Source organism: Cupriavidus sp. CuC1, assembly GCF_044627735.1.
Classification (GTDB): Bacteria; Pseudomonadota; Gammaproteobacteria; order Burkholderiales; family Burkholderiaceae; genus Cupriavidus; species Cupriavidus ulmosensis.
The window spans coordinates 37711-53746 of sequence record NZ_JBIUHC010000037.1; the positions used below are offsets into that span (position 1 = coordinate 37711).

General features: G+C 65.8%; 14 protein-coding genes and 1 tRNA gene. 7 read left to right on the top strand and 8 right to left on the bottom strand.

From position 1 onward, the window contains the following. Nucleotides 1-204 precede the first annotated feature (204 nt). Nucleotides 205-699 carry a hypothetical protein gene (locus tag ACGLHR_RS17790; RefSeq protein ID WP_400095567.1) on the top strand — a complete coding sequence of 165 codons (495 nt, stop codon included), beginning with the start codon at nucleotides 205-207 and terminating at the stop codon, nucleotides 697-699. A gap of 61 nt (nucleotides 700-760) precedes the next feature. Then, nucleotides 761-1546 carry a flotillin domain-containing protein gene (locus ACGLHR_RS17795; protein ID WP_400095568.1) on the top strand — a complete coding sequence of 262 codons (786 nt, stop codon included), beginning with the start codon at nucleotides 761-763 and terminating at the stop codon, nucleotides 1544-1546. 314 nt (nucleotides 1547-1860) lie between these two features. On the opposite strand, the gene ACGLHR_RS17800 is transcribed toward ACGLHR_RS17795, so the two are convergent. Together ACGLHR_RS17800 and ACGLHR_RS17805 are read right to left on the bottom strand one after the other, a co-directional pair. Next, nucleotides 1861-2859, bottom strand: a complete 999-nt coding sequence (locus ACGLHR_RS17800; protein WP_400095570.1) for a Bug family tripartite tricarboxylate transporter substrate binding protein — start codon at nucleotides 2857-2859, stop codon at nucleotides 1861-1863. 211 nt (nucleotides 2860-3070) lie between these two features. Next, nucleotides 3071-4699 (bottom strand): acyl CoA:acetate/3-ketoacid CoA transferase, encoded by a 1629-nt coding sequence (locus tag ACGLHR_RS17805; protein WP_400095600.1) that lies wholly within the window; start codon nucleotides 4697-4699, stop codon nucleotides 3071-3073. 168 nt (nucleotides 4700-4867) lie between these two features. On the opposite strand from ACGLHR_RS17805, the gene ACGLHR_RS17810 reads away from it, so the two are divergent. Then, a complete protein-coding gene (locus ACGLHR_RS17810) occupies nucleotides 4868-5662 on the top strand; it encodes an IclR family transcriptional regulator C-terminal domain-containing protein (protein WP_400095571.1) in 795 nt (264 codons plus the stop codon). Nucleotides 5663-5769: 107 nt separating this feature from the next. After that, a complete protein-coding gene (locus ACGLHR_RS17815) occupies nucleotides 5770-6315 on the top strand; it encodes a GNAT family N-acetyltransferase (RefSeq protein ID WP_400095573.1) in 546 nt (181 codons plus the stop codon). 7 nt (nucleotides 6316-6322) lie between these two features. Here the strand turns inward: ACGLHR_RS17815 and ACGLHR_RS17820 are convergent, their stop codons facing one another. Both ACGLHR_RS17820 and ACGLHR_RS17825 read right to left on the bottom strand, forming a co-directional pair. Beyond that, the gene (locus ACGLHR_RS17820) at nucleotides 6323-7153 is read right to left on the bottom strand and encodes an aldo/keto reductase (RefSeq protein WP_400095575.1); all 831 of its coding nucleotides are present in this window, start codon (nucleotides 7151-7153) and stop codon (nucleotides 6323-6325) included. A gap of 247 nt (nucleotides 7154-7400) precedes the next feature. Then, entirely contained in the window at nucleotides 7401-8279 is an 879-nt protein-coding gene (locus ACGLHR_RS17825) for an NmrA family NAD(P)-binding protein (RefSeq protein WP_400095576.1), read from the bottom strand. 111 nt (nucleotides 8280-8390) lie between these two features. Between ACGLHR_RS17825 and ACGLHR_RS17830 the strand changes: the two genes are divergently transcribed. Together ACGLHR_RS17830 and ACGLHR_RS17835 are read left to right on the top strand one after the other, a co-directional pair. Beyond that, nucleotides 8391-9299 carry a LysR family transcriptional regulator gene (locus ACGLHR_RS17830; protein WP_400095577.1) on the top strand — a complete coding sequence of 303 codons (909 nt, stop codon included), beginning with the start codon at nucleotides 8391-8393 and terminating at the stop codon, nucleotides 9297-9299. Nucleotides 9300-9416: 117 nt separating this feature from the next. Then, a complete protein-coding gene (locus tag ACGLHR_RS17835) occupies nucleotides 9417-9884 on the top strand; it encodes a hypothetical protein (RefSeq protein WP_400095579.1) in 468 nt (155 codons plus the stop codon). An 82-nt stretch (nucleotides 9885-9966) separates the two neighbouring features. Here ACGLHR_RS17835 and ACGLHR_RS17840 read toward each other — a convergent pair whose 3' ends face one another. After that, nucleotides 9967-10494, bottom strand: a complete 528-nt coding sequence (locus ACGLHR_RS17840) for a DUF3455 domain-containing protein (protein WP_400095581.1) — start codon at nucleotides 10492-10494, stop codon at nucleotides 9967-9969. A gap of 267 nt (nucleotides 10495-10761) precedes the next feature. Here ACGLHR_RS17840 and ACGLHR_RS17845 point away from each other — a divergent pair, with 267 nt between their 5' ends. Next, entirely contained in the window at nucleotides 10762-11085 is a 324-nt protein-coding gene (locus ACGLHR_RS17845) for a hypothetical protein (protein ID WP_400095583.1), read from the top strand. A gap of 124 nt (nucleotides 11086-11209) precedes the next feature. On the opposite strand, the gene ACGLHR_RS17850 is transcribed toward ACGLHR_RS17845, so the two are convergent. The 3 genes from ACGLHR_RS17850 to dnaG form a co-directional block, all read right to left on the bottom strand. Further along, nucleotides 11210-11288 (bottom strand) — tRNA-Ile (locus ACGLHR_RS17850). A gap of 27 nt (nucleotides 11289-11315) precedes the next feature. After that, complete coding sequence (gene rpoD / locus ACGLHR_RS17855) at nucleotides 11316-13592, bottom strand: RNA polymerase sigma factor RpoD (protein ID WP_400095584.1); 2277 nt, start codon at nucleotides 13590-13592, stop codon at nucleotides 11316-11318. 476 nt (nucleotides 13593-14068) lie between these two features. Continuing rightward, nucleotides 14069-15883, bottom strand: coding sequence for a DNA primase (dnaG, locus tag ACGLHR_RS17860; RefSeq protein ID WP_267603924.1), 1815 nt, complete (start codon nucleotides 15881-15883; stop codon nucleotides 14069-14071). Nucleotides 15884-16036: the final 153 nt, after the last annotated feature.

Here is a 16036-nt window from a genome sequence, read left to right on the forward strand (position 1 = left end):
GCGGCAACGCCAGTTTCGGCGTTGCGGATTTCAACTTTATGTCACCAGCCGTGTTGCCGTTAAGTCCCGGCGCCTGGCCGCCGCCCTTATCCGGCAAGCGCGCTGGATCGTAGTTGTCATTTTTTGTTTTCAAACGTATACAAACGATGACGCGCGACCTATGCTTGGTTCCAGTGAGTCACTTCAGGCCGCTGGCCGATCCCGATGCAAACCGTCTCCGTCCGAATCCCCGAAGAAGACCTCGCCTGGCTGGCCGGCATCCAGCTGGCCGGCGCCAGCAGTCCCAGCGACAAGATCCGCGCCCTGCTTGCCGATGCGCGCCGGCGCGCCGACGGCTCAGGCGACTACGTCGGCTGCGTCTCGCTGCTGCGCGAGCAAGTGCGCCCCCTGCTCGAGGCCACGCAGGCCCTGGAGCACGACCACCAACTGCACTCAGCCATCGTCCCGCTGCTGGCCATGCAGCTGCCCGAGCTGATGGCCAGCCTGATTGCCGGCGTGCCTGCCGGCGACCAGGCCCCGGCGCAGGCGCGCGACCTGGAGGCGCGCCTCACCGCCCGCGCCATGCGCATGCTGCTGGGCCTGCTGCGCCTGGGGGTGACCCAGCGCACGCCAGCCTACGACCCCGCCGTACTGGACGCCTATATCCCGGAAGTGTTAGAACTGGCAAAACTGATCCAGAGCGCCCGGCAAGCCACCTGAAATTCCTTACTTTTGTGTTGCGCCATCGCCGCCCAAGCGGCGTCTTATCGAGCAGGCCAAGGTGACGGAAATCGCCGAGCAGGAAAAGGCCATCGTGATCGCTGCCAAATCGGAGGCGCAATCGCAGGCGCAGGGCCGCGCCAATGAGGCGCTGGCCGAAGCCGTCAAGGCCGAGCAGATGGTGGAGACCACGCGGCGCACGGCGGAGGCCGACCGGGCCAAGCAGGTGGCCCTGATCGAGGCGGCGCAGGAAGCCGAGACGCAGGCCGTGCACGTCACCACCAAGGCCCGCGCAGAGCGCGAGGCCGCGCAGATGCAGGCCACTGCCATCGTCGAACTGGCGGAGGCCGCGCGCAAGAAGGGCCTGGCCGAGGCCGAAGCACAGCGCGCGCTCAACGACGCCATCAACGCGCTGTCGTCCGACCAGACCAGCCTGAAGTTCAAGCTGGCGCTGCTGCAGGCGCTGCCGGGCGTGATCCAGCAGACCGTGGAGCCGATGAAGGCGATCGACGGCATCAAGATCATCCAGGTCGACGGCCTCAATCGCGGCGGCTCGGCGGGATCCGGCGACGCGGGCAACGGTGGCGGCAATGGCAGCAACGGCAATGGCAACGGCAATCTCGCCGAGCAGGCGATGTCCGCCGCGCTGTCCTACCGCGCGCATGCGCCGCTGATCGATTCGCTGCTCAAGGAAGTGGGCCTGACCGGCGGCTCGCTGCAGGGCCTGGTTCCCGGCCTGGCCGCGGCAGCCTCGCACACGGACGACGCGCAGGTCTTGCCGCTGAAGCACGCCAACTATGCAGGCAACGCCTCGAAGGTCGAGCCGGGAAGCAACGCCAGCAACTGATGGCTGGCTGGCTGACCAGCTAGCGGGTTAGACAACGGACTAGACAACGGGCCGCATGCATCCACTGCATGCGGCCCGTTTTGCTTTAGCGGCTCTGGCGCTTGATCCAGCTTCGCGCCCGACTCCGCCACCAGCGACGACCAGCCATGAGGCCCGGACAAGCGGCACGTAACGTATGAAAACGTCTGTCTCTTGAGGGCACGCCGAAACCGCGGTTGGGTTGAAAAGAAAAAGGCCGGACCAACTCGCGTGTCCGGCCTTCCTCCACGACCGATCCAGTCGTGGCCGGCAACGATCGATTCAACCTGCCAATCTCAGTCGCTCTTGATGCCGTTGTCCTGGATCACCTTGCCCCACTTCTTGTAATCGCTGCGCATGCGCGACGCCAATTGCTCCGGCGGCTGGTAGGCAGCGACCGTGCCCGCGCCCAGCATCTTTTCCTGCACCATGGGATCCGCCAGTGCCGCCTTCAGTTCGGCCGACAGCTTGGCGATCACGTCCTCGGGCGTGCCGGCGGGTGCCAGCAGGCCGCCCCAGGCGGTTGCCTCGAAGCCGGGGAAGCCTTGCTCCGCCACCGTCTTCACATCCGGCGTGAAGCTCACGCGCTTGGCCGAGCCCACCGCGATGGGGCGCAGCTTGCCGGCGTTGATATGCGGCAGCGCCGCGATCATGTCCGAGAACATCATCGGCACCTGGCCGGCCAGCAGATCGGAGATCGCCGGCGCGCTGCCCTTGTAAGGCACGTGCTGCACATCGAAGTGCCCGAGGCTCTTGAGCAGCTCGGTGGACAGGTGACCGAAGCTGCCGTTGCCCGCGCTGGTGTAGTTGAGCGCGCCGGGCTTGGCCTTGGCGCGGGCGATGTACTGCTGCAGGCCGGTCACGTCCGGCATGGCCTGCGGATTGACCACCATCACGATGGGCAGGTCGTAGGCGGAGCCGATCGGCGTGAAATCCTTGAAGATGTCATAGCCCTTGCGGCTGATCAGGTGCGGCGCCAGCAACGTGGGCGTGGCCAGCACCATCAGCGTGTAGCCATCCGGCGCGCTCTTGGCGACGGCTTGCGCCCCGATCGTGCCGGAGGCGCCCGGGCGATTGTCCACCACCACGGTCTGCTTCAGCGATTCGCCCATCTTCTGGCCGATGATGCGCGCGGCGGTATCGGTCGGGCCGCCCGGCGGGAACGGCACCACCAGGCGGATCGGCTTGGTGGGATAGGCCTGCGCGAATGCCTGGGGCGCGCACAGCGGCAGGGCTGCGCCCAGGATGGCCGCGCCCAGGCGGCGCGAAAAGATACGACGGTTTGTCTTCTGCATGATGAACTTGAAACGTAATCCAGCAATGACGCGTGCCGGCTCCACAGCCCGCGCGTGTCGACGATCCAGCAAAAACCAACGGGAAAGACGGGACAAAGCTTCGATGGCCTCCTCCATGACCGGTCATGGCCGGTCGCTTGTTATCGGGCCGCTGGCCGGCGGGCCAAGGCTCGCCGGCTTCATGGCATCAAAGCGTTGGAGCGTTAGGGCGTCAGAGCTTCAGCGGCCCGGCGCGGAACAGCCGCGCATCCATGGTGCGCAGGTCAGGCGCCACGCTGACCGCGGTGGCGCACTGGTCCAGCACATCGCGCTGCAGGTCGATGCCCGGCGCGATTTCGATCAGGGTCAGGCACTCCGCGCCGATGGCATCGGGCCGCATCTCGAAGACGGCGCGCTCGGTGATGTAGAGCACGGGGATGCCCAGCGAGGCCACATAAGGGCCGTTGAAGCTGAGGTGCGAAACCTGCGGCACGATCTTTTTCACGCGGCCTTCGCGCGTGATGCGCAGCGAGCCATTCTCGGCGCGCACCTCCAGGCCGCCGGCGGTGAGCGTGCCGACGAAGACCACGGCCTTGGCGCTCTGCGTGATGTTGATAAAGCCGCCGACGCCGGCAATCAACGCTTCGGCGCCTTCGCCGAACTTGCTGACATTGACGTTGCCGTGCCCATCCAGCTCGGCCAGCCCGAGGATGGCGAGATCGATGCCGCCGCCCTCATAGAAATCGAACTGCGCCGGCTGGTCGACGATCGCTTCCGGATACGCCGACGCGCCAAAGCTGAGGCCGTCGGCCGGCGTGCCGCCGATCGGGCCGGCTTCCACCGTGAGCGTGAAGCCGTCGACGCCGGCCTCCACCGCCAGCATGCCGACGGCGGCTGGCATGCCAACCCCGAGGTTGACCACGCGCGGCTGCCGGCGCGCCAGCTCCAGCACCGCGCGCCGCTGCACGATGGTGCGGGCGTCGAGCACGGACGGCATCTCGGGCGCAGGGGCGCCGGCGGTGCTGGCACCTTCCCCTTGCCAGGGCGTCACGTAGGCCGGATTGAACTGCTCCGCGAACGTCATCTGGTGATGCGCCGGGTTCTCGCTCACCACCACGTAGTCGACCAGGATGCCGGGCACGTGGATGGCCTGCAGGTTGTCGTGGTGATCCACCAGCGACTCCACCTGCGCGATCACGATGCCGCCGGAGTTGTGCGCCGCCTGCGCCATCGCCAGCAGTTCGTGGTGGAAGGCCTCGCGGTGCGTGCTCAGGTTGCCGCGCGTATCGGCGGCGGTGCAGCGAATCAGCGCGCAGTGGATCGGGAAGCTCGGATAGAACAGGTATTCGTCGCCGCGGAAATCGACCGCCTCGACCCAGTTCGCACGGCCCTCGGCAATCGCCGCTTGCGCGCTGCGGTTGATGGCGCCGCCGTGGTAGCGGCTGTCCTGCGCGGTGCGCGGATCGACAAAGGTGTGCAGGCCGATCTTGGTCAGCACGCCGGGCTTGCCGCCGGCGATGGCGCGGTACAGGTGCGTGAGCACGCCTTGCGGCAGGTTGTAGCCCTCGCACGCCTCGGCCATGGCGAGCGTGGCCAGGCGCGTGGCGGAGCGCCAGTGCCCGCCCACGATGCGCCCGGTCATGCCGGCATTGCCGAAGTGGTTGACCCCGCGCGCGCCCCGGTCGCCCTGCCCCGCCGAATACACCAGCGTCAGGTCGCGCGGCATGCCCGTCTCCAGGAAACGGCGCTCTAGCGCGTCCGTCACCGCTTCGGCATGGCCGGCGCCAACGAAGCCTGCGCTGGCCACGGTCCACTGGGATTGCACGAGCGCAGCAGCCTGCTGCGCGCTGATGACCTTCATGGCTGTCTCCATCGTGTTCTTCTTGGCGCCACGTGCTGCCTGCACGCGCTGCGCCGGACCGAATTCCGCGAACATTTGTTCGCAAAAAGCCTATCATACGTAGTCATGCCGGCATCGCGCAAGTGCGTTCAGCGCACTAAAATCACCCTATTTCCGCCTCCTCACTCCATGAACAGCCCCGAAACGCCCCTGGCCAACCCGCAGAAAAAGGAAGAGCTGCTCGATTCGCTGACCAATGGCCTGGCACTGCTGCGCCTGTTCGCCTCCGGCGCCGGGAGCCTCACCATGCAGGATGTAGCGGAGCAGCTCGACGTGACCCGCGCCGCGGCGCGGCGGCTGCTGCTGACCCTGCAGCACAACGGCTATGTCGCGCAGGATGGCCGGGACTTTTCCATCACCCCGCGCGTGATGGACCTGGGATACGCGTACTTTGCATCGATGAACCTGCCGCAGCTGGCCGGGCCTTACCTCAAGGCGCTCTCCGAGCAGGCGGAGGAAACCTGCTCGCTGGGCGTGCTCGACGGCGAAGCGGTGGCGCTGGTGGCGCGCGAAGAACCGCCGCAGATCCTGCGGGTCGACATGGGCGTAGGGCGGCGCATGCCGGCCTACGCCCACTCGCTCGGCCGCGTGCTGCTGGCCGGGCTGGACGACAAGGCGCTGGAGGCTTACCTTGCCACCGCGCAGTTGCGCAAGCTCACCCCGTTCACGGTCAGCTCGCGCACGGCGCTGGCGCGCACGCTCAAGCAGGTGCGCAGCGACGGCTACTGCACGTTGATCAGCGAACTGGTCGACGGCTTCGCCGGCATCTCGGTGCCGGTGCGCGCGGAGTCCGGCAAGGTGGTGGCGGGACTGGGCTTCAGCATGGTGCTCGGCAGCCGGGATGCGGCGCACCTGGAGCAGCACTACCTGCCGGCGCTCAGGCACGCCGCAGGAGAGATCGAGGCGTTGCTGCGACGGCGCTGAAGGCTTGAGTGCCCAAGCGAGGCACAACCGAGGCACAACCGCTGCACGAAGCCTAGAATGGGAAACGGGTCAAGGCCGGCATGAATCGCACTTGAAAGCATCACCGCATGACTATCAGACCGCTCGACTGGGCGCGTGACGGCGCCGGCATCCTCAAGCTCGACACCACCTACGAGACCGATCGCATCTATGCGGTCAAAAGCGGCCCGCTGGGCATCTGGCTCGTGGAGCAGGTGCTGGGCCAACCCGTGCTCAACCACTACGACCCATCCGGTTTCGAGCAAGACTGCGCCAGGGCCGACCATGCGCTGGTCTTCGAGAGCGCGAGCGGCGATATCGGCGGCTTTGCAGCCGTCAGGCTGGAGGCCTGGAACCGGTCCGCGCTGCTGAGCGCCATCTTCGTGGCGCCCGCGTTCCGTGGCACCGGCATCGGCCGCGTGCTGCTGGGGGAGATCAATCGCCTGCTGCAAGGTACGCCGGCGCGCTGCCTGCGCGCCGAAACACAGAACACCAACTACCCGGCCATCGGCTTTTACCGCGCGCTGGGATTCTCGCTGTGCGGGATGGACTGGGACTTATACGACCCCGACACCGCCGGCACGGAGACGGCGCTGATCTTCACCCGGCCCGTGGTGCGCAAGAGCGCCGGCTAGTTGCTGGTTAATCGCCGGCGCCGTCCCAGGCGGGTGCAAAGGGCGGCGTGACAAAGCGCTGGTCCTTCGGCAAGGCGCAAAGCGCGCGGCGGTCCTCGTCGTCCAGCCGCAGCTTCAGCGCATCGAGGTTGGCTTGCTGGCTCTCTCGCCGCTGCGCCTTGGGAATCGCGGCCACGCCGTCCTGGTCGAGCAACCAGCGTAGCGCGACCTGCGCGGGCGTGGCGCCATGCCGGGCCGCGACGCTGACCAGCGCCGCATGCTCCGCCAGCCGCCCTTGCGCCAGCGGGCAATGCGCCACCAGCGCCATCGAATGGCTGGCGAGGTAGCGGCGCATCACCGTCTGCTCCAGCAGCACGTGGTACTCGACCTGGTTGCAGGCCAGCGCAATGCCGATCTCCTCCACCACCGCGCGCACCATGCCCACCGTGAAATTGCACACGCCGATGGCGCGCGTGCGGCCCGATTCGCGAAGGCGCTCCAGCGTTTCGAAGATGGCGGGCAGGTTCATGTCCGCCGCCGGCCAGTGCACCATGAACAGGTCGACGTAGTCCAGACCGAGCTGACCCAGGCTGGCATCGAACGAGCGGTGGATCGCATCCGGCGCCAGCTGGTCGTGCCAGACCTTGGTGGTGACATGCAGCGCCGCGCGCGGCAGCGCCGACGCCGCCAGCGCCGCGCCCACGGCGTCCTCGTTGCCATACATCGCGGCCGTGTCGATGTGGCGATAGCCAAGTTCCAGCGCGCTTTCCACCGCGGCACGGCAGACCTCGCCCTGCATGCGGAAGGTGCCAAGGCCCAGGCGCGGCATGTTCAAGCCATTCGATTGCAGGTATTCCATAGCGTGGCTCCAATATCGCTTGATGAACCGTGTGCTTGGCGTCTGCCCGGCGGCGCCGGACGGTCATCACCAAGGCAGTGTTTCGTTGCGGTAGTCGACAAACTCCAGGCCCCGCGAAGATATTCACGCGAGTCCCCAGCCAAGGCCGCGGGAGGCGCCCAGGATCAGGACGGTACGAGTCGCATGCATCAGACTGGCTCCAGGTTGGCTCCAGGTTGAACCCAGGTTGAAGAGTGAACTCCGGCATTCAGTGCCCGCGCTCAAGCAGCCCGGCCAGCACGGTACGCAGCGTCACGGTGCCCTTGCGGGTCGCCGCCTCGCCGGCCTCGAAGCCGATCCAGCCGGCGTTGAAGCCATCGAGCATCTGCATGCGCGGCGCGGGGTTGTGCATGCCCTGCGCGCGGAACACCGCATCCCAGGTGTCGCGCGGCACCGGCTGCGCCGCTACCGGGCGGCCCAGCAGCGCCGACAGCGTATCCGCGATCTCCAGTGGCGTGACGCGGCGCGGGCCTTCCAGCTCGACCACCTGCCGGCCCTGCCACGCTTGCTGCAACAACGCTGCCGCGACCCGGCCGACGTCGGCGGTGGCGACCATCGGCACCGGCCGGTCGAGCGGCTGCAGGTAGCTGGGGATGATGCCGCTGCTGCGGGCGGGCTCGATATCCCACACTGTGTTCTCCATGAACCAGCCGGCGCGCAGGAAGGCCACAGGCATCAACATCGATGTCGCCAACGCACCCAGCTCGCGCTCCATGTGCGAGAGCTGCTGCAGCAGGTTGGGCTGGCTGGCCTGCGCGCCGATCGTCGACAGGCAGACTACGCGTGGCGGCCGCGCCGCTTGCAGCGCCTCGCGCAAGGCCGCCACGACGCCGCGCGACTCGCGCAGGTCGGCGCTGGGATCGAACGTAGGCGGCAGCAGCACGAACACGCCCTCCACGCCGCTGAAGGCGCGCCGCAGCGCCTGCGCATCGTCCATCGCGGCGAGCGCGACCTCGCAGCCCTGGGCCGCCCAGGCGTCGCCCTTGTGCGCCGAGCGCACCACCGCGCGCACGTCCTTGCCTGCCGACAGCAGCGCGCGAGCCACCACGCCGCCAACTTGTCCGGTAATGCCAGTCACTGCGAACATCCTCTTCTCCAGTCGCTTGCGGCTTGTGCCGCGGTGACGGGATTGTGGTTCGCGGCGCGGCATTTAGCGATAACATGCCCGTCACTTGATTGATGACTGCGGGGCATCGATATGGGATTCGACGAGCGGATGCTGGACGGTATCGGCGTGCTGATGGCGGTGGTGGACCACGGCAGCTTCGCGCGCGCCTCCGCCTCCCTGGACATGACGCAGTCCGGCGTCAGCCGCGCCATTGCACGGCTGGAGAACCGGCTCGGCATCCGCCTGTTCGACCGCACCACCCGCACCGTCACGCTGACCGACGACGGCCGGCGCTTCTTTGATGACATCGTGCCGTTGCTGGCGCAGCTGGAGGAGACCACGGCCGGCGCCGCCCAGGGCGTGGCCGCGGTACGGGGCCGCTTGCGGGTCAACGTCGATCCGCTGTTCTCGCGCCTCGTGCTGGGCCCGCAGCTAGGCAGCTTCGTCGACGCGCACCCACACCTCACGCTGGACCTGGTGGTGCGCGACCATCTCGGCGACATGATCGCGGACGGCTTCGACCTGGCCTTTCGCTTTGGCTTTCCGCGCGTGTCCACGCTGGTGGCGCGCAAGCTGATGGATATCCCGGTGATCACCGTGGCCGCACCATCCTACCTGAAGCGCCGCGGCACGCCGCGCACGCCGGCGGATCTGGAACGCGGCGAGCATGCCTGCATCCACTATCGCGACCCCGAGACCGGCCGGCCCTTTCCCTGGGAATTCCATCGCGGCGCCGAGCGCCTTGTCGTCCAGGCCAGGGGCCGCCTGATCGTCAACGACGCCAGCGTCATGCACACCGTGTGCCTGGGCGGCCACGGCATCGCGCAGGTGCTGCAGTTCGGTTCGGAGGCGCTACTGGCCGAGGGCCGGCTGGTGCCGGTGCTGACCGACTGGCCCGACGAGCGCTTTCCCCTCTACGCCCTGTATCCGTCGCGGCAGCACCTGCCGGCGAAGGTGCGGGCCTTTGTGGATTTCGTGGTGTCCTTGTGCGAGCGATAGGTGCGGTGCCCATCAGCAACACCAGAATAACGGGTGATCGCTGCGGGCGTCGCAGCGGCCATAGCCGCCATAGCGGCGGCCCAATCCATTCACCGCAATATCTTTAAAGGAAAAGACGTGCCATTCATCATCGCCGGCCTCGCCTTGATCGCCGCCCTCATCTACGGCGCGGTCCGCCTGTACGCCACGGTGGCCGCGGCCTATGGCGCGATCGCCGGGACCGCCGCAGTCGCGTTCTGCGCGGCGCTGCTCGCGGTATTCGTCGCGAGCCTGGTCCGTCGCTATCGCGCGATCCACGGGGTCAAGATCAAGGGCGAGCGCATCCTGTCGCTGGAGGGAGCGTGGGGGACGATGCGCGTGGATCCGGAGCGCAAGCGTGGCGTGCTGGATGTCGGCGGGCAGCAGGCGAAGTTTATTTTTGCGGATATAGCGGGCGCCAGCGCGTTGGAGAACGGCGGCAAATGGATGCTTGCATTACGTCTTGAACACAATGCGCAAGGCAGTTGGCATATCCCCATGGCGAGTCGGAAAGAAGCATTGCGCTGGGCAAAGATATTCGACCTTGCCGCCGTGCAGAAGCTCTGAAAGCCTGGCGCGTCAGGGCTCATCCAAGCATCATGGATGGCAACGCAATAAGAGCGAACGCACCTGCCTCGGCGAGCCCTGGCTACTCGAGGAATATGTAATCCGCGCGATACGGCACGCGGCTTTCCTGTCCTTCCTGGGTGCAGGCCTGAGCGGGCGCGAGGCCGCCTTGGGTGTTCAATCGCTGAACGTAATGCACGGCCGCAAGCAGGCCTGTCCCCCCGGAACTCGTCGCCTGCAACAGCAATAGCGCAATGCTGTCCGGCGCCCGCGCATTTGCCGCCTGCCGCAATACTTTGCCGGTCACCTTGCTGCCGTCAGGCGCCTCCCAGGTCGGCCCGGCGTAATGCTTGGCGATGAGCTTGCCGGAAGCGTCGTGCAGATCCGCTTCCGGGGATTTGAACGCCCACGCCAATGAATTGCCCTGATCGCGCTTGCACACATAGATCTGCACGCCGGATGCGTGCAGGGTCGCGATCGTACGACGTGCGTCGGCGGGCTGGAGTTCGGGCGGAGCCGTCTCCTGGGCAATCGCGCAGGAGGCCAACAAGCATGCCCCGGCGAGGGCGATGCGATGCGATTTGCGACTACTGCGGAAATCTTGCCACATACAGCCTCCTTGCCCGAGCCTGGTCAGAATAGTACCTCCGGCTCGATGACAAGGAAACGCCGGCAATCGCGGCATTGCCAATCGCCCGCATTGCGGCTGGATACGGTTGGACACGGTTGAAGTAGCGAACTACATACTTGGGCCCACCGCAAAACGATCACTGGAACTTTGCAAGGCTGACGGCTACGCTAATAAGCGGACCGCCGCGCCAGGTGAGCGCGCGAGGGCCATCGGCTTTGCATCGACTTTGATTGGAAGGAGTCATCCATGAAGATCGCTATCGCACTGGCAATTGCAGTTCTCCTACCTGGTACCGTCTACGCCGCCGGCCCCGCAAATCCGGCGGATCGCTACGACTACAACATGCGTAGTACCAACAAGGAAGGCTACGTGCCGGACCCCCAGCGCACGACCAACAAAGACGGCTACGTGCCAGACACAGCAAAGGCCAATGACAAGTTTGACCCGTACACCCAGGGTGCCAATCAGAACACGGCTTCGGCGCTCACCGACTCAAAGACTCCGAGCAAGAAAGCGGCTGGCAAGGCACCAAGCCACAAGAAAGCGCCCGCTACCGGCATGGACAAATAGCAGCGCCACCTGATTTGATCCGGGACGGCAATATGGCGGCGGCCAGGCTGCGATACGCAAGTCCGCGGAAACGCCGCGGCAAAGAAAAAGCCCCGCAGAAAAACCTGCGGGGCTTTTTCAACAATGGTGGGCCTCCCGTGAGTCGAACACGGCACCAACGGATTATGAGTCCGCTGCTCTAACCAGGCATGAGCTAGAGGCCCAGGAAAGTCAGACCGGCATGATACCGATCAACTACCTTCGAGGAAACTCTTAAGCTTATCAGAGCGGCTCGGGTGACGCAGCTTGCGCAATGCCTTGGCTTCTATTTGCCGGATCCGCTCGCGGGTGACGTCGAACTGCTTGCCGACTTCTTCCAGCGTGTGGTCCGTGCTCATTTCGATGCCAAAACGCATGCGCAGCACCTTGGCTTCGCGCGGCGTGAGCGAGTCCAGCACGTCCTTGACGACGTCGCGCATGGAGCCGTGCAGTGCCGCCTCGGCCGGGGCCAGCGTGTTGGTGTCTTCGATGAAGTCGCCCAGATGGGAGTCGTCGTCGTCACCGATCGGCGTTTCCATGGAGATCGGTTCCTTCGCGATCTTCATGATCTTGCGGATCTTGTCTTCCGGCATCTCCATCTTCTCGGCCAGCGTTGCCGGATCCGGCTCATTGCCGGTTTCCTGCAGGATCTGGCGCGAGATGCGGTTCATCTTGTTGATCGTCTCGATCATGTGCACCGGGATACGGATGGTGCGCGCCTGATCGGCGATCGAGCGGGTGATGGCCTGGCGGATCCACCACGTCGCGTAGGTCGAGAACTTGTAGCCGCGGCGGTATTCGAACTTGTCCACCGCCTTCATCAGGCCGATATTGCCTTCCTGGATCAGGTCGAGGAACTGCAGGCCGCGGTTGGTGTATTTCTTGGCGATCGAGATCACCAGGCGCAGGTTGGCCTCGGTCATCTCGCGCTTGGCTTCGCGGGCGCGCTTCTCGCCCTCGCTCATCCTGCGGTTGACTTCCTTGAGCTCCTTCAGCGGCAGCACCACGCGCATCTGCAGGTCGATCAGCTTTTGCTGCAACTCGCGCACGGCCGGCACATTGCGCTCGACGATGGTGCTGTACGACTTGCCGTCCTTGATAATCGTGTCGATCCACTCGAGGTTGGTTTCATTGCCCGGGAAACGGGCGACGAAATCCGCGCGCGGCATGCCGCACTTGTCCACCACGATCTTCAGGATGGAGCGCTCGAGCTTGCGCACTTCGTCCACCTGGCCACGCAGCGTGTCGCACAGGCGTTCGACGTTGCGGGCGGTGAAGCGGATGCTCATCAGTTCGTTCAGGATGGCTTCCTGGGCCTTGACGTAGGACTTGGACTTGTAGCCTTCCTTCTCGAACGAGCGGCGCATCTTGTCGAACTGCTCGGCGATCACGCGGAATTTTTCCAGCGCGGCCTGCTTCAGTTCCTCGAGCTGGCGCGCGGAGGCAGCCAGGCCGCCGGCATCGTCGTCCTCGTCTTCGTCGGCATCTTCGCCGTCCGATTCCAGGTCGTCTTCCTCGGCGGCCACCACCACGGCCGGCGCCGGGGGAGCCGCGGGCACGTCCACGGCATTCGGGTCGATCAGGCCGTCGACGAACTCGTCGATCTTGATTTCATCGCTGGCAACGCGCTCGGCCAGCGCCAGGATCTCGGAGATCGTGACCGGGCAGGCGGAGATCGCCATCACCATATCTTTCAGGCCGGCCTCGATACGCTTGGCGATCTCGATTTCGCCTTCGCGCGTGAGCAGCTCCACCGTGCCCATCTCGCGCATGTACATGCGCACGGGGTCGGTGGTGCGGCCAAACTCGGAATCCACGGTGGAAAGTGCAGCCTCAGCTTCTTCTTCGGCTTCTTCTTCGCTGGTGGCCGACGGTGCGTTGTCGTTGAGCAGCAGCGTCTCGGCGTCGGGCGCTTGTTCGTAGACGGCGATGCCGATGTCGTTGAGCGTGGCGACCAGCGTGTCGATCGTTTCCGAATCGACCATGTCGTCCGGCAGGTGATCGTTGATTTCCGCGTACGTCAGGTAGCCGCGCGACTTGCCGAGCTTGATCAGCGCCTTGAGCTTCTGGCGGCGTGCTTCCAGTTCTTCCTCGGTACCCTGCTGCGTCGAGGCGAACTCCTTGAGCAGGGCCTTTTCCTTGGCCTTGCGGTCACGCGCCTTTTGCTTCTCGCTCTTGGGCGCGGCAGTCGGCGTTGCGGCCGCGGGGATCTCGTCTTCGTAAAGCTCTTCAGTCACGTCGTCTGGTGTGCTGTCGTCGTGCTGCGCTCCGGCCTTGGGCTTGCGGCCACGCTTTTTCGGCTCCGGCTTGACGGCCGGAGCGGCGGGACGCTCGGATGCAACGGGGGCGGAAGTTGTGGCATGCGGCGTGGCCTCGGGCTCGGCAGCGCCTGGCTTGGCGTTTCCGGTCTTGGCGCTGGTCGCTGCCGTTTTCTTGCTCTCGACTTCGGTATTCTGCTGTTTCGCCACGGTAATACTCTTGCCTTTCACAGGTACAGACGCGGCGTTGTTGCCGCTTGTATTGGCGCTATCGCCGCTCTCGTGTGCCGAAGTCGAGGGCCTCAGGTTTTCGGATAGGCGGGTCCCGGTGGAAGTGGACGCAGCGGGCGCCTTGGCGCTCCGAGCGGTCTTAGCTGGCACAGGCTGGGCTGGCGCCTTGACTGACGCGGCTGTCTTCGCAGCCGCCGTTGTTTTCACGGACGCCTTGCCGCTCCCCGATTGGGGAGTTTTAGTGGAAACCTTTTCGGTTGCTTTGGCCTTTGCCATTGGCACGCTCACTTTCACCAGAAGGGGAGAGAAAGATTTCGCTATCCAAACCGGCTATTGTAGCACTAGCAATTAGCCGGCTTCCCAACAGGTGAGGTTTTCACCTGAAAAATCAAGGCTTAAGCGTAGCCAGGCCGCGCCAAACCTTCACTTATTTGTCACCACCCACCTTGCCCGACCTACCGGACGGTCAACCCGCATCAACCCAACTGCCGCCGCCGGTTGATCTCGCTGACCAGCCATCGCATGCGGCTCTTGCCGGCCTCATCCGCCGTGCCCATGATCACCGACTGCTGCAGCATGTCGAGCTCGCGGCGCAACGGCCCTGCCAGCAACTTGGCGATGGCGGTATCGAACTCCTGCTCCGCGGGTTCCTCATCGATCTCTTCGCGCAGTACCGCTGCGCGCACATTGGCGTAGACCTCGGCATACGGCGACTGCGCGAGATGCTCGCTAAAGGCCGCGAAGTTCACCTCGCCCTGCAACTCGTCGCACGCGGACACCAGGTGCGCCAGCACCTCGGCGTCGGCCTGCTCGTCTTCCAGCAGCAGTGCCCGGCTGTCGGCGTCGAGGCGGCTCGAGAGCTGCGGGTAGCGCATCAGCAACTGCAGCACCCGCTGCTCCAGCCCGGTGGGGGCCTGGCGCTTGGTGCGCGGCCGCGGCTGGGCAAAGCGCCCGACCCGCGCCGGGTCGCTCGCCAGCCCGCAGACGGCTTCGATTTCGGCCGGCGTCGTGCCGGTGGCATCGGCCAGCTCGCGCACGATCTGCAGCCGCAGGCCGCCGCTGGGCATGGACTGCAGCAGCGGCTTGGCCTCGTACTGGGCGCGGGCGCGGCCTTCGGCCTGGCGCAGCTCCTGCCCCTCCGACACCACCTGCAGCAGGAAGCGCGACAACGGCATGGCATCGCGCACCTGCGCGGCAAACGCGTCGGTGCCTTGCTCGCGCACATAGCTGTCCGGGTCGTGCTCGGCAGGCAGGAACAGGAAGCGGATGGTCTTGTTGTCCGCCACGTATGGCAGGCAGGCCTCCAGGGCCCGGCGCGCCGCGCGGCGGCCCGCGGCGTCTCCGTCGAACGAGAACACCACGGCGTCGGTCTGCCGCAACAGCTTTTGCACGTGCACCGCCGTGCAGGCCGTGCCGAGCGTGGCCACGGCGTTGGCAAAACCCAGCTGGGCCAGCGCAACGACATCCATATAGCCTTCGACCACCAAAACGTAGCCGGTTTCCCGGATCGCGTGGCGGGCCTCGAACAGGCCATACAGCTCTGTGCCCTTGCTGAACAGGGGCGTTTCCGGCGAATTCAGGTACTTGGGCTCGCCCTGCCCCATCACCCGCCCGCCAAAGCCAATCACCTGGCCCTTGGTGCTGCGGATGGGAAACATGATGCGGTCCCGGAAGCGGTCGTAGCGCCGCGGCTTGCCATCGGCGTCGCGCTTCTCGGCGCTTTCGATCATCAGGCCGGCCTCCACCAGCGGCCCGGCGATGGCGTCGTCGCGATAGCTGCCGAACACCGACTCCAGTCCCTGCCAGTCGTCGGGGGCATAGCCCAGGCCGAACTGCGCCGCGATCTCGCCGGTCAGGCCGCGGCCCTTGAGGTACTGGATCGCCTGGGGCGCGCTGCGCAGTTGCTTGCGGTAGAACTCGGTCGCGCGGGTCATGGCATCGGACAGTGCCAGCGAGCGCGCCTGCGCTTCGGCGCGCTGGGCCGGCGGCAGCCGGTCGCGCTCCTCGGGCACGGACAGGCCGACCGATTGCGCCAGTTCGCGCACCGCATCGGGGTAGGACTGCCCGGAATATTCCATCAGGAAGCCGATGGCCGAGCCATGCGCCGCGCAACCAAAGCAGTGATAGAACTGCTTGGTCGGCGAGACCGTGAATGACGGCGACTTCTCGTTGTGGAAGGGGCACAGCCCCATGAAGTTGGCGCCGCCCTTCTTCAACTGCACGTACTTGCCCACCACATCGACTATGTCGACACGGTTGAGCAGGTCCTGAATGAAGGATTGCGGAATCACCCGGCTTGTCGTCCTATGGCCGAGCTGCCCGTGGAACCGGGCAGCGGCGATATCTTGTTCATGAATTGCGTGACCGGCACTGCGCTTTCCGGCCTCTTAACACTACATTGTAGTGCAGACGCAACGGATTGCAGCCAGCGCCGGCGAGAGGGG